This window comes from Streptomyces sulfonofaciens, assembly GCF_014656295.1.
GTDB lineage: Bacteria > Actinomycetota > Actinomycetes > Streptomycetales > Streptomycetaceae > Streptomyces > Streptomyces sulfonofaciens.
In genome coordinates this window covers 261,795-274,402 of sequence record NZ_BNCD01000002.1, presented here as the reverse complement: position 1 = coordinate 274,402, position 12,608 = coordinate 261,795, and the positions used below count along the sequence as shown (strand labels likewise).

11 protein-coding genes are annotated in these 12,608 nt (G+C 71.5%); 7 read left to right on the top strand and 4 right to left on the bottom strand.

Going from position 1 to position 12,608, the window contains the following annotated elements:
* Nucleotides 1-155: 155 nt before the first annotated feature.
* Nucleotides 156-569 carry a roadblock/LC7 domain-containing protein gene (locus IE313_RS04190; protein ID WP_189929513.1) on the bottom strand — a complete coding sequence of 138 codons (414 nt, stop codon included), beginning with the start codon at nt 567-569 and terminating at the stop codon, nt 156-158.
* Between the two features lie 433 nt (nt 570-1,002).
* On the opposite strand from IE313_RS04190, the gene IE313_RS04185 reads away from it, so the two are divergent.
* A complete protein-coding gene (locus tag IE313_RS04185) occupies nt 1,003-1,602 on the top strand; it encodes a class I SAM-dependent methyltransferase (protein WP_189929512.1) in 600 nt (199 codons plus the stop codon).
* A 155-nt stretch (nt 1,603-1,757) separates the two neighbouring features.
* Nucleotides 1,758-2,615, top strand: a complete 858-nt coding sequence (locus IE313_RS04180) for a hypothetical protein (protein WP_189929511.1) — start codon at nt 1,758-1,760, stop codon at nt 2,613-2,615.
* 132 nt (nt 2,616-2,747) lie between these two features.
* Here the strand turns inward: IE313_RS04180 and IE313_RS04175 are convergent, their stop codons facing one another.
* Nucleotides 2,748-2,930 carry a tail-anchor membrane protein gene (locus tag IE313_RS04175; RefSeq protein WP_189929510.1) on the bottom strand — a complete coding sequence of 61 codons (183 nt, stop codon included), beginning with the start codon at nt 2,928-2,930 and terminating at the stop codon, nt 2,748-2,750.
* A gap of 137 nt (nt 2,931-3,067) precedes the next feature.
* Nucleotides 3,068-4,150: a fatty acid desaturase family protein gene (locus IE313_RS04170; RefSeq protein ID WP_189929509.1), complete on the bottom strand. Its 1,083-nt coding sequence runs from the start codon at nt 4,148-4,150 to the stop codon at nt 3,068-3,070.
* Nucleotides 4,151-4,618: 468 nt separating this feature from the next.
* On the opposite strand from IE313_RS04170, the gene IE313_RS04165 reads away from it, so the two are divergent.
* Nucleotides 4,619-4,777 carry a hypothetical protein gene (locus IE313_RS04165; protein ID WP_189929508.1) on the top strand — a complete coding sequence of 53 codons (159 nt, stop codon included), beginning with the start codon at nt 4,619-4,621 and terminating at the stop codon, nt 4,775-4,777.
* A gap of 790 nt (nt 4,778-5,567) precedes the next feature.
* On the opposite strand, the gene xylA is transcribed toward IE313_RS04165, so the two are convergent.
* Nucleotides 5,568-6,734 (bottom strand): xylose isomerase, encoded by a 1,167-nt coding sequence (gene xylA / locus IE313_RS04160; protein ID WP_189929507.1) that lies wholly within the window; start codon nt 6,732-6,734, stop codon nt 5,568-5,570.
* A 179-nt stretch (nt 6,735-6,913) separates the two neighbouring features.
* Here xylA and xylB point away from each other — a divergent pair, with 179 nt between their 5' ends.
* The 4 genes from xylB to IE313_RS04140 all read left to right on the top strand — a co-directional run bounded on the left by xylB (nt 6,914) and on the right by IE313_RS04140 (nt 12,449).
* Nucleotides 6,914-8,347 (top strand): xylulokinase, encoded by a 1,434-nt coding sequence (gene xylB, locus IE313_RS04155; protein WP_189929506.1) that lies wholly within the window; start codon nt 6,914-6,916, stop codon nt 8,345-8,347.
* A 64-nt stretch (nt 8,348-8,411) separates the two neighbouring features.
* Nucleotides 8,412-9,605 (top strand): ROK family transcriptional regulator, encoded by a 1,194-nt coding sequence (locus tag IE313_RS04150; RefSeq protein ID WP_189929505.1) that lies wholly within the window; start codon nt 8,412-8,414, stop codon nt 9,603-9,605.
* 340 nt (nt 9,606-9,945) lie between these two features.
* Nucleotides 9,946-11,439, top strand: coding sequence for an APC family permease (locus IE313_RS04145; protein ID WP_189929504.1), 1,494 nt, complete (start codon nt 9,946-9,948; stop codon nt 11,437-11,439).
* Nucleotides 11,436-12,449 carry an acetamidase/formamidase family protein gene (locus IE313_RS04140; RefSeq protein ID WP_189929503.1) on the top strand — a complete coding sequence of 338 codons (1,014 nt, stop codon included), beginning with the start codon at nt 11,436-11,438 and terminating at the stop codon, nt 12,447-12,449. The genes IE313_RS04145 and IE313_RS04140 overlap by 4 nt, the downstream gene beginning before the upstream one ends.
* Nucleotides 12,450-12,608 lie beyond the last annotated feature (159 nt).

Here is a 12,608-nt window from a genome sequence, read left to right as displayed (position 1 = left end):
CCGGGAAAACCGTAGCCCGATTGCCGTCAGGCTCGCCGAGCCTGTGGATAACTTCGTTGCTGCCTTGGTTTTCGCAGGTCAGGAGCGCCTTCGAGGCTCGTCTTCGATTCCGTCGGGGTCGCCTGCGGCTTCTTCGGAGGGTCCCCTGCCGGTCGTCAGCTCTCCGCGGCGGGAGCGTGCTCCGGCTGCCTGGCGTCCACTCCGAGGTGCTCCCCGACACGGTTGACGAGCAGCGTCATCTCGTAGGCGACCTGGCCCACGTCCGCCTCGGCGGTGCTCAGGACGCACAGGCAACTGCCGTCGCCCGCCGCCGTGACGAACAGCACCGCGTCATCGAACTCGATCATGGTCTGCCTGACCCGGCCCGCACGGAAGTGACGTCCCGAGCCCTTGGCCAGACTGTGCAGTCCCGATGAGACGGCGGCCAGATGCTCGGCGTCCTCGCGTTTCAGGCCGGTGCTCGCACCGGTGACGAGTCCGTCGTTCGACAGGACCATGGCGTGCTGCACGTGCTCGACGCGCTGCGTCAAGTCGTCCAGCAGCCAACCGAGCCCTTTGTTCTGAGGCATGTGCGGTCTCCCCGCTCGCGTGTCCTCCACCCGTTTCCCCCCGGCCGGAGGATCTGTCTGCCAGCCTTCACCACCCTCGGCTTCGGGGCAAGCGGGATGGAGGCATGGCGCACAAGATGACCGACGAGGATTGGCGGGCCTGCCTCTCACAGCACCCGTACCGCCACACTTCCGACCCTGTCAGAGGACGGCAACGCGCGGGGCGCATGGGTCCGGTTCCTGATGGACGGTGATGAGGTCGCCCTCACGACCGGCAGGGACCCCAGGGGATGCGGGTCCCTACCCGTGGCGGACGACCTTTGCGTGCCTGGGCCGTGACCGGCGCCGCCCCGGTCGTGGTCGTGGTGGCACGGGCCCGGATCCGGGACGGCCGACTTGTCGAACTGACCGCCGCCGCCACCCGGGAGCCGGGTCGTGCGAGACGATGCCGTCCATGAACGACGACCACGCACGCGTACGCGAGTTCTTCACGGCACGGGCCGCCGACTGGGACGCGAAGTTCCCCGACGACGGGCCCGCGTACCGGGCGGCAGCCGCCGAACTGGGACTGCGGCCCGGGGACCGGGTGCTGGACGCCGGATGCGGCACCGGCCGCGCCCTGCCGGCGCTGCGGGGTGAGGTCGGCGCTGACGGCGTCGTGCTCGGCGCCGACCTCACCCCAGCCATGCTCGACGAGGCCGTGCAGGCGGGACGCCACATCGAGGGGCAGTTGCTGCTCGCGGACGTGGCGAGGCTGCCCGTACGCACGCAGGCGCTCGATGCCGTGTTCGCGGCGGGCCTGGTGGCCCATCTGCCGCAGCCCGACGACAACCTCCGCGAACTGGCCCGGGTGGTGCGCCCCGGGGGGATCCTGGCCCTCTTCCACCCCATCGGACGCGCGGCCCTGGCAGCTCGTCAAGGACGCCGGGTCACCCCCTCCGACCTGCGGGCGGAGGGGAATCTGCGGCCACTGCTGGCGCGCTCCGGCTGGCGAATGACCTCGTACGTCGACACGGACGCCCGCTTCCTCGCCCTCGCCGTCCGACTCCGCTGAGCCCGGCACCTGCCACGCTCATCGCCGGTGTGTCCGACCGGTCGGACAACCGCGCCACACGGCGGACCCCGGGTAACTTTCCAGCTCACCCGCCCTCGACGAGCTGATCGCCGAAGGTTAAGGTGCGCCGACGGACGAAGCTTTGGGGAGGAATCATGGCCGTGACGGACGACGCAGCCGTCGCCGCCGAGGACGACGCGCTGTATGTGCTGACCGCGGTGTTGCTGACGCCCGCGCAGTTCCCGAGCGTGCTGGGCGACGACTATCCGGAGGCGTGTCAGGCGCTCGGTCTGCTTCCTGATGCCGAGGGGTACGGCCTGGTTCTCGGCCAGGACAGTGCGGGTGCGCGGTGGACGGTCGTGGTGGACGATGTGTCGCTCGTCGCGGTGGCGATCGCCTCCTGGGACTGCGGCATGGAGTACGACCTGTCCCCTGATGAGCGATCCGTCGTCACCGCGCTGCCCGGCTGGCCGCTGGCACTGGCGGTCTCCGCGCCGGGCGTGCCCGCGCCGCACGATCCCGAGCCGGACTCAGACAGCGTCGACCAGTCGCCCCTCACACCGCCTGACACCGAGGTCTGGGGCCCTGCGCAGCGGCGGCTCGGTGCCGACGAGATAGCGCTCCAGTGGGCTGCGTGGCGGGAGCAGATCGACGACGCGAACTTCGCGAACGGCGAAGGCGGTGGGGATGGTGGCAGCGAGGCGGACGAAGCTGCCGACAGCGCCGCGGGCGGCGAACGCAGGGCTCATGACGGGATCCAGCGGGTGCTGGCCGAGGCGCGTGCCTATGTGGACGCCCCGCCGCCGCTCGGGCGCGTTCGCTCGTCCTTCGCCCCCGGACGGGCCCGCACGCTGCGCGCCGACGGGCCCGGTTGGTCGATGGTGGCCAGGACGGACGACATCGCCTTCGTCCTGCTCGACGAGGAGCCCGGCGAGGTGCTCCCCGTGGGCCGCGGGCCGGAGCTGCCCGGGCTGCTGGAAGCCCTCGACAAGATGGCCGTACGTCCGTCCTGACCGGCGCCGACGTGCCTCGGTATCGGCCGCCCTACCCTCTGTGTCCGTGGGGAGGACGGACCGTTGCCGGGGCAGGCAGCCGGGGTGCGGCCCGGCCCCGCCGGCACGTGAGCGAGCCGTCCCAGACGGGCCTCAGCGACCCAGCTCCCGGCGGGAGACACGGCGCAGCCTGCGCCGCTGTCCCGGGTCCAGTGCCAGGTAGGCGGCGGTGGGCACGCCCAGCACGATCAGGAACGCGGCCCACCAGGGCAGCCAGATCAGCAGGAGAAGTCCGACCGCCACACCTCCTGCGGCGATCTTTGCCCTCTTCGACATGTGTGTCGCCTCCTCATGCGGCCGACGCCGCTCTCTGCCTGAGAAACGAGCTCGCGTCCCCGGCGGTTCCGCATCTCGACCCCGAGGCGCCTCTGAGCCGCATCCCCCATGCGTCCCCAAGCCCCTCCCCCTGCTTGTCACCGCGCATCGCCGCTCACGCCTGGCTCGACACCTCTGAGGGGTTCGCCCACCTCGTGCATGTGCCGCAGGGCCTGACGGTAGGAGTCGACGAGTCCGGTCTCGGTGTAGGGGATGCCGAGGCTGCGGCAGTGGTCGCGCACCATGGGCTGGGCCAGCTTCAGGTGGGGGCGGGGCATGCTGGGGAAAAGGTGGTGCTCGACCTGGTAGTTCAGACCGCCCAGGAACCAGTCGGTCAGCATGCCTCCGCGGATGTTGCGTGAGGTGAGTACCTGCCGCCGCAGATGGCCCCAGCGGTCCTTGCCGGGGTCGGGCATCTCCATGCCCTTGTGGTTGGGTGCGAAGGCCAGGCCCAGGTGAAGACCGAAGAGCGCCTGGTGGAGAGCGGCGAAGAGCAGCGCCTTGCCGAGCGGCAGCACGCTCAGCAGCAGTGCCGCGTAACCGACTGCGTGGGCCCCGAGGAGTACCGCCTCCACCCTGCGCTTGCCGGGTGACTGGATGCGCAGGCTCCGGATGCTGTGGACCTTGAGTGCCACTCCCTCCAGAAGGGTGAGCGGGAAGAACAGCCATGCCTGGTTGCGGGTGAGCCAGCGTCTGAAACCGATGCGCACGGCCGCCTGTCGGCGGGTGAACACCAGGACGTCCGCGGCGACGTCCGGATCCTTCTCGGTGTGGTTGGGGTTGGCGTGGTGGCGGTTGTGCTTCTCGTTCCACCAGGCGTAGCTCATGCCCAGGAGCAGGTTCCCGTGGACGAGCCCGATCACCCGGCTCAGCGTGCGGTCACCGGATATCTGGGCGTGCCCGGCATCGTGGCCGAGGAAGGCCGTCCTCGCGGAGAGGACCGCCAGAACGGGTGCCATGGTGAGCGTCCACCAGGAGTCGCCCATCAGGACGGCACCGATGACAGCAGCGGCAAGCATCAGGGTGTTGACGGCGATCGCGGCCGTGTACCACCCGACCCGGCGCTCAAGCAGCCCCTGGCCCCTGACCGCGCGCAGCAGGGGCGCGAACTCGCTTTCCGCGCCGCGGGAACGGGCGGCTTCCGGTGGGGGTGCGCCAAGGGCTGCGGCGGCCTGGGCCATGGTGCGTCTCCGGTCTCTGAGGTAGGTGCTGACCTCAGAAAACGTACGCACAGTGACCATTGGTGACCATGGCACTACCACCCCGGTCCAGCCGGTGTGCGCCCCCCGGCGGAGCAGGGGGCTGGCCACACCTGCGGCCCTGGGGCAAGCCCCAGGACATCTCGTGAGCCCCCCGCCCCCGCCCCTGTTGCGGTGTACTCTCGGCCGCCCAGTAGACGAGTTCGAGGAGTGGCCATCGTCCCGCCCCGCGCAACCGAGCCGTCCTCAAGAGCCGCTGAAGCGATCCGCTGCTCCGTCGTGTTCGTCCCCGCGGATTCACCTCGTTCGGGCTGCCTCGCCCTCTGGCGTACGGACGGGACGGAGCCGCCCGCCCTCGCTCGTGTCCGGAGCGGACCGCTGACGGGTCGGCGGCTGGCGCGGGCGGACACCGTCGGCGCCCTCTCGGTCCGGCCTGGCCGGGTCACCGCGGTGATCAGGGACGGGGACCTCACCGCGCACCGTTCTGCCGTTCTCATACAGCCCCTGAGCGACGAGCAGTGGGACAGGTTCCTGGGCGTGGCGGCGGAGAGCTCGGGGCACATCGCGGCTCTGCTGGAGCACGGCCGCGTCCGCGGTCGAGACCAGTGAGGGGACGGCCGCCGGCGAGCGGGCCGCGCAGGAAGGGGGCGGTGTTCCCGGGGTGGACGCCGCGGAGGCATACGCCTCGGCGAGCTTCCTTCCGCCGTTGCCCGCGTTCCCCCAGGTTCCCGCTGCACCGGGGACGCCGCCGTCCCCGGAGACCGGCCCCGGCACGGCGGCCGAGATCGCCGTTCAGGGCCTGGAATGCGTCGCCGCGCGCGCCGCAGACGAGGCTCACCGGCTGCTCGCGGCAGCCCTTTCGGCACGGTACGAGCAGTTGTCCGGCGAACTCGCCCCGGGGCAGGACGCCGTACGGATCCCGGCGGCGCTGCCGGCCCCCGCCCGCGGTTGCGATGCGGAGATCACGGCCCGCCTGGCCGCCGGCAGCGGCCGGGATCCGGACACCCTCGCGCGGGCGGTACGCGCCTGGCAACACGGCGGGGCCAGCGAGCTGCAGGCTCTCGAACAGCAGTGTCCCGAGCCCGGAGGCACACGCACGCGCGCGTACCGCACTCGGCACGGCATGGGACGAAGGCGAGCGCCCATGCCTGCACACGGCCGGGAACCGCTGGACCGCGAACGACGGGCGGGCACAGGTGCGCCTGGACCATGACGGCCGCTGGTGGCCGTACCGCGGGGAAGGGGGTCACTGGGTACCGGTGGGGCCGGCCACCCGGGGCCCGGCCGCGGCCCCTCGCGGCGCGGCTGATGGCCCTGAGGGGAACAGGCAGCAGGGCACGGCACCACCGCCCGGGGCTGCGGGAAGGTATCCGGCAGCCCCGGGTCCATGGCGTGCGCGTCAGTCGCGGGCCGCCAGCAGGTGGTCCATCGCGAGCTGGTCGAGGCGTTCGAAGGCCATGCCGCGCTTGGCGGCGGCCTCCACGTCGAACTCCTCGAAGGCGCTGCGGTCACCCAGCAGGCCGGACAGGCCGTCGGCCGCGGTGGGCTGGGCCAGCTCGTCCAGGCGCGAGGCGCGCAGGGCCTCCTGTACTTCCGGATCGGCGCGGAAGGCCGCGGCGCGCTCCTTGAGGATCAGGTAGTTGCGCATGCACCCGGCGGCCGACGCCCACACTCCGTCGAAGTCCTCGGTCCGCGGCGGCTTGAAGTCGAAGTGCCGCGGCCCCTCGTACCCGCCGCGCTCCAGGAGGTCCACGAGCCAGAAAGCGGCTCGCAGATCGCCCGCGCCGAAGCGCAGGTCCTGGTCGTACTTGATACCGGATTGGCCGTTCAGGTCGATGTGGTAAAGCTTGCCCGACCACAGTGCCTGCGCGATGCCGTGCGGGAAGTTCAGTCCCGCCATCTGCTCGTGGCCGACCTCCGGGTTGACGCCGTACAGCTCGGGCCGCTCCAGGCGCTCGATGAAGGCCAGCGCATGGCCGACGGTCGGCAGGAGGATGTCGCCACGCGGCTCGTTCGGCTTGGGCTCGATCGCGAAGCGGATGTCGTAACCCTGGGAGGTCACGTACTCACCCAGCAGGTCGAAGGCCTCCTTCATACGGTCCAGCGCGTCCCGCACGTCCTTCGCCCCACCGGACTCGGAGCCCTCACGGCCGCCCCAGGCGACGTAGGTCTTCGCGCCGAGCTCCGCCGCCAGGTCGATGTTCCTGATCGTCTTGCGGATGGCGTACCGGCGCACGTCGCGGTCGTTCGCCGTGAAGCCGCCGTCCTTGAACACGGGGTGCGTGAACAGGTTCGTGGTGGCCATCGGGACCACCATGCCGGTGGCGTCGAGCGCCTGCCTGAAGCGCTTGATGTGGGACTCGCGCTCGGTCTCCGACGCACCGAAGGGGATCAGGTCGTTGTCGTGGAACGTGACGCCGTGGGCACCGAGCTCGGACAGTCGCTGTACGGACTCGACCGGGTCGAGAGCGGGGCGGGTGGCGTCTCCGAAGGGGTCCCTCCCCTGCCAGCCGACGGTCCACAGGCCGAAGGTGAACCTGTCCTCGGGGGTGGGCTGAAAACTCATGACACGGCTCCTCGCTCGCGCTATTTCGTCATGGCACTTTACAAATTAGTATGCATGAGCAGCCCTGGGAAGCCGGGGAGCGCGAAACGGTCGGATCGCGGACCAAGGGCTCCTGGGATCCCGCGATCCGCGGGAACAGTTGTGACAGGTCCGGTACACGCCGCAGAACGGAGAGCCCGATGACAGCAGCCGATGGACCACTCGTCGTCGGAGTGGACAGTTCCACTCAGTCCACGAAGATCCTGGTCGTCGATGTCGCCACCGGACGCGTTGTGGCCAGTGGGCAGGCCGGGCACACCGTGTCCTCGGGTGCGGGCCGGGAGAGCGATCCGGAGCAGTGGTGGAGCGCCCTCGGCGAGGCGCTGCGCCAGTGCGGTGACGCGGCGCAGCAGGCAGCGGCGGTCTCGGTGGGCGGTCAGCAGCACGGACTGGTCACCCTGGACGCCCAGGGCAGGCCGGTCCGCCCGGCGCTCCTCTGGAACGACGTACGCTCGGCGCCCCAGGCGGACCGTCTGATCGAGGAGATGGGCGGCGCCAAGGTGTGGGCCGACCGCTTCGGAAGTGTGCCGGGGCCATCGTTCACCGTCACCAAGTGGGCCTGGCTCACCGAGCACGAACCCGAGGCCGCCCGGGCCACCGCCGCGGTGCGCCTCCCGCACGACTACCTGACCGAGCGTCTGACGGGCGCGGGCACCACCGACCGTGGGGACGCCTCCGGTACGGGCTGGTGGGCATCGTCCACCGAGGCGTACGACGACGACATCCTCGGCAGGGTCGGCCTCGACCCTGCGCTGCTGCCCCGTGTCGTGCGCCCAGGGGAGGTCGCCGGCACCACCCGCGACGGCAGCGACCTGCCGTTCGCCAAGGGCACGCTGGTGGCACCGGGCACCGGCGACAACGCGGCCGCCGCCCTGGGGCTCGGTCTGCGGCCCGGCACGCCCGTCCTCAGCCTCGGCACGTCCGGCACGGTGTACGCGGTGTCGCGGAGACGCCCCGCGGATCCCACCGGAACGGTGGCCGGCTTCGCCGACGCACGGGGCGACTGGCTGCCGCTCGCCTGCACGCTCAACTGCACGCTCGCCGTCGACCGGATCGCCGCCCTGCTCGGTCGCGACCGCGAGGCCGTGGAACAGGGCGGCGGCATCACGCTCCTGCCCTACCTCGACGGTGAGCGCACCCCGGCGCTGCCGGGCGCCTCGGGGCTGCTGCACGGGTTGCGGCACGAGACCACGGCCGGGCAACTGCTGCAGGCGGCCTACGACGGCGCGGTGCACTCGCTGCTGGGCGCCCTGGACCTGGTGCTCGACGCGGACGCGGACCGCTCGACCCCGCTGCTGCTGATCGGAGGCGGCGCACGGGGCAGGGCCTGGCAGCAGACCGTCCGCCGGCTGTCGGGACGGCCGGTGCAGATCCCGGAGGCCGGGGAACTGGTCGCCCTGGGTGCCGCCGCACAGGCTGCGGGTGTCCTCACCGGCGAGGATCCCGCGGCGGTCGCCCGACGGTGGGGAACGGCGCGGGGACCGGTGCTCGAGGCCGTCGAACGGGACGAGGCGACACTGGAGAGGATCAGCGGGGTACTGTCCGACGCCGCGCCCCTGCTCGACCGGGCGTGACCAGATCCGTGACCAGGCCCGCGGGGACCGCCGCGGGCCTCTCTCACAGAGGACCGACCACCGTATGACCGCACCCCTGCACGAGGCACGCTCCGGCACTCCCGACACCCAGCAGGGGATGCGCCGCAGGAACCTCTCACGTGTGATGCACACGATCGCCGCCGACGGTCCCATGTCGCGGGCCGCCGTCGCCTCGCGGATCAGGCTGACCCGGGCCGCTGTCTCCACCCTGGTGGACGAGCTGATCCGCGCGGGTCTGCTGGAGGAGCTCGGCCCGGAGCGCCCCGGACGGGTCGGACGTCCCGGTTCCGCGCTCGCCGTCAGCAGGAGCGGACCCGCGGGAGTCGGCGCCGAGGTGGGCGTCGACCACCTGGCGGCTTGTGTGGTCGATCTCCGCGGCGAGGTGCGGGCGCGGGCGGAGCGGCATGTCAGCAACAGAGGGCGCGCGCCCGAGCCGGTGGTCGACGACCTGGCGGCGCTGGTCCGGCAGGTCAGTGAGGAGGCGGACCGGGAGGGCCTGCGTCCGGCGGGCATCACCGTCGCCGTTCCCGGTCTGGTCGCACGGGACAGCCGTACCGTCGTCAGAGCGCCCAACCTGGACTGGCACGACACCGATCTCGGCGCACTGCTGCCCGCGAAGCCGCCGGTGACGGTGGACAACGAGGCCAATCTCGGTGCCCTCGCCGAACTCTGGCTGGGCGAGCGGGCCCCTGGTGACTTCGTCCACGTCTCAGCGGAGATCGGCATCGGCGCGGCTGTGGTGGTGGACGGGCGGCTCCTGCGCGGTACCCGGGGCTTCGCGGGAGAACTCGGCCATGTGCCGGTGCATCCCGAGGGGCCGCCTTGCGCCTGCGGCGGACAGGGCTGCCTGGAGCAGTTCGCGGGTGAGGTGGCCGTGCTGCGTGCTGCGGGGCTCGACCCGGGCGAAGGCCGTGTCGGGTTGCTCGCCGAGCGCGCGGTATCCGGCGATCGCCGGGTGAGGAGCGCGCTGCGCGAGGCGGGGACCGCGATGGGCATCGCGCTCACCGGCACGGTCAATCTGCTCGACCCGCAGACCGTGGTGCTCGGGGGCGCACTGTCGCGGCTGGCACCGTGGCTGCTGCCGTCGCTGGAGGCGGAGCTGGAGCGGCGCACCGCGGGGCCGGCATGCGAGATCGCCGTGTCGCAGCTCGGATCCGAGGGCCCGCTGCTGGGCGCGGCGCATTCCGTGGTGCGGGCGGTACTCGACGACCCGGCCGGGGTGGCCCACAGCGCATGAGCAACGCGGGCACCCGCACGGCGGCATGAAGGGCCCGCGCGAAGGCGCGAACGTGGGGGAACGCGGGCACCGCCGGGCCGTGCCGTCGCTCCGCTTCCCACTCGGCGGGCCTCTCCCCGCCCTTGCGTTGCGCACCGCTTCTACCACACGTGAACCCTCCGGCTCGTGGCCCGACCCTCAAACACCCGAACGAGGGACGGAGTTATGCACAATCCCTGCGTTCTCCCCAGATCCACACCGTGCTCTTCCGCCTCAACCTCCGTGGCTCGTACCGTAAGTGACGCGCGTAAATTCGCGCGGATGATCGAGTGTGTGCGGTGCGGCGGGAGGGGGAGGCGATATGCCGGAGAAGTCCGGCCAGGCGGGTCCGGGCCTGCGGCGTGAGGCCGTCGGACTGCGCGAGGTCCTGTTCCAGAGCATCACGGCGATGGCCCCGGCCGCGGCGGTCGCGGCCTCCGTCCCGTCCGGCGCGGCGTTCGCGGGCGGCGGTCTGCCCCTGTCGGTGCTGATCGCCCTCGTCGCCTGCCTGTTCACGGCGTCCTGTGTGGCCGACCTCGCGCGCCACATGCCGGCGGCGGGTTCGGTGGCGACGTACACGGCGCAGGGGCTGCATCCGGCCGTGGGCTTCCTGGTCGGCTGGGGCTATGTGTTCGTGCAGGCCCTGGTGCCTCCCCTGCTCCTGCTCCAGCTCGGCTTCACCACGGCTGGGACGCTGCACGACGAGTGGCCCTCGTATCCGGGCGACCTGTGGTGGCCCTGGGCGCTCGCGGGCGCCGTGATCATCGCTGCCGCCGGGTACTTCGGGGTGCGCGCCTCGGCACGGTTCGGCACGGTGCTCGGCGTCTTCGAGGTGGCCGTCCTGCTGGTCTTCGCCGTGCTGCTGATCGTGAAGGCCGGCGGGCACAACACCCTGTCGGTGTTCGGCACCGCGCACACCCCGGTGGACCACAAGGGCCTCAGCGGCGTGTTCGCCGGATCCGTCTACACGGTGCTGGCGTTCTCCGGCTTCGAGGCCGCCGCCCCGCTCGCCGAGGAGACGAAGGACCCGGGGCGCACCATGCACCGGGCAGTGCTGGGATCGGCTCTGGCGATCGGGCTCTTCTACGTCCTGACGACCTATGCGATGACCGTGTTCTTCGGCCCGGACCGGTTCGCCGGCTTCGGTACCTCCGGGGCGGCGTCCTGGGAAGGGGTGGCGCGGGCGTCGTTCGGGCTCTTCTGGGTGCTGGTGTTCCTCGCCGTGGTCAATTCCACGATCGCCAACGCCAACGCCAGCGCGAACGTCTCGACCCGTACCGCCTTCGCGTTGGGCCGCATCGGAGTCTTCCCGAGGCCGTTCGCCCATCTGCACCCCGTACGGCTCTCCCCCGTCGCCGGAGTCGCCGTGCAGTTCGCGGTGGCGGTGGCGGTGATGCTCGGCCTGGGGTTCGGCTATGACCCGCAGACCGCCTTCCTGCTGCTGGCGACCATGATCGTGACCGTCGTGATCGGGGTCTACATCGTCACCAACGCATCCTGCGCCGGTTACTTCCTGCGTCGCAGGCGCGCGGAGCTGCGTCCCGTGCGGCACCTGCTCTTCCCGCTGCTGGGCATTGTGGCCTTCGTACCCGCGCTGTGCACGGCCGCGGGGCTGCCCGTGTTCGACTTCGTGTCCGAGCTGACGGCGCCCGTGTCGTACGCCGGTCCCGTCGTGGGCCTGTGGCTGCTCGCCGGGGTCCTGGTACTGGCCGTCCTGGCCAAACGCCACCCGGGACGAATAGCCGAGACCGCCCGTGTCCACCTCGACGACGAACCCCTACCGGACCCCGGAAAGAGCGGAGCCCAGCTGCAATGAGCGACCCGAGGATTCTCACGGTGCGCCCCCGGCCTGACGAGTACGCCTGGACGTTCGGCGGAGCCCCACCGGTGGCCCGTATCACCCCGGGCACGGTTCTCGACCTGTTCACGGAGGACTGCTACGCCGGGCGGGTCCGGTCGGAGAAGGACCTGGTCTCCGAGGTGTGCGAGTTTCCGTTCCTGAATCCCCAGACCGGTCCGTTCCACGTCGAGGGCGCGCAGCCGGGCGACACGGTGGCAGTGCACTTCGTCTCGATCGAGCCTGCCCGTGACTGGGCGGCCTCGACGACGGTACCGCTGTTCGGGGCGCTCACATCGACGCACGCGACCGCCTCGTTGCAGGCACCGCTGCCCGAGCGGGTGTGGATCTGGCAGTTGGACCGGGAGCGGCGCACCGCCATGTTCTCCGCCCGCGATGGCGGTTTCACGAGGGAGCTGCCCATGGACCCGATGCACGGCACCGTGGGTGTGGCGCCGGCCAATCTGGAAGTGCGCTCGGCCCTGGTGCCCGACGCGCACGGCGGGAACATGGACACGCCGGAGATGCGCGCCGGAGTGACGTGTTACCTCGGCGTCAACGTGGAAGGAGCGCTGGTCAGTCTCGGCGACGGGCATGCGCGGCAGGGCGAGGGCGAAACCTGCGGAGTGGCCGTCGAGTGCGCCATGAACACGGTGGTCATCGTCGAGCTGCTCAAGGGTGTGGCGACCCCCTGGCCCCGTCTGGAGTCCGACACGCACATCATGTCCACCGGCTCCGCGCGCCCGCTGGAGGACGCCTTTCGGATATCCCAGCTCGATCTGGTGCAGTGGCTGGTGCGGGACTACGGGTTCAGTGAACTGGACGCCTACCAGTTCGCCTCCCAGACCGTGGAGTCGCCCCTCGCGAACGTCTGCGACACCAACTACACCTGCGTGGCGAAGCTCAGGAAGGAGTGGCTGCCGCCGAGTGAGACCTACCGCGGCGTCCATGCCCAGTTGCGGGAGACCGCCGGTGCCCTGACACGCTGACCCCGGCCGGACGCAGCCCGGGCCTCGCGACGACCGGACGTTCAGAGCCGGGCGTTCAGAAGGCGGGACCTCCAGGAGACGGGCAGCCGAAGGGCCCGACACCTGAGGCTCGGGCAGCCGGAAGGCTGGGGGCTCCTTCCGGACCCGGCCGTCACCGGG

Bases quoted from the DNA above. Each gene is read 5' to 3' on its own strand.
- IE313_RS04190 (WP_189929513.1), bottom strand. From the start codon at position 569: ATGCCTCAGAACAAAGGGCTCGGTTGGCTGCTGGACGACTTGACGCAG.
- IE313_RS04185 (WP_189929512.1), top strand. From the start codon at position 1,003: ATGAACGACGACCACGCACGCGTACGCGAGTTCTTCACGGCACGGGCC.
- IE313_RS04180 (WP_189929511.1), top strand. From the start codon at position 1,758: ATGGCCGTGACGGACGACGCAGCCGTCGCCGCCGAGGACGACGCGCTG.
- IE313_RS04175 (WP_189929510.1), bottom strand. From the start codon at position 2,930: ATGTCGAAGAGGGCAAAGATCGCCGCAGGAGGTGTGGCGGTCGGACTT.
- IE313_RS04170 (WP_189929509.1), bottom strand. From the start codon at position 4,150: ATGGCCCAGGCCGCCGCAGCCCTTGGCGCACCCCCACCGGAAGCCGCC.
- xylA (WP_189929507.1), bottom strand. From the start codon at position 6,734: ATGAGTTTTCAGCCCACCCCCGAGGACAGGTTCACCTTCGGCCTGTGG.
- xylB (WP_189929506.1), top strand. From the start codon at position 6,914: ATGACAGCAGCCGATGGACCACTCGTCGTCGGAGTGGACAGTTCCACT.
- IE313_RS04150 (WP_189929505.1), top strand. From the start codon at position 8,412: ATGACCGCACCCCTGCACGAGGCACGCTCCGGCACTCCCGACACCCAG.
- IE313_RS04145 (WP_189929504.1), top strand. From the start codon at position 9,946: ATGCCGGAGAAGTCCGGCCAGGCGGGTCCGGGCCTGCGGCGTGAGGCC.
- IE313_RS04140 (WP_189929503.1), top strand. From the start codon at position 11,436: ATGAGCGACCCGAGGATTCTCACGGTGCGCCCCCGGCCTGACGAGTAC.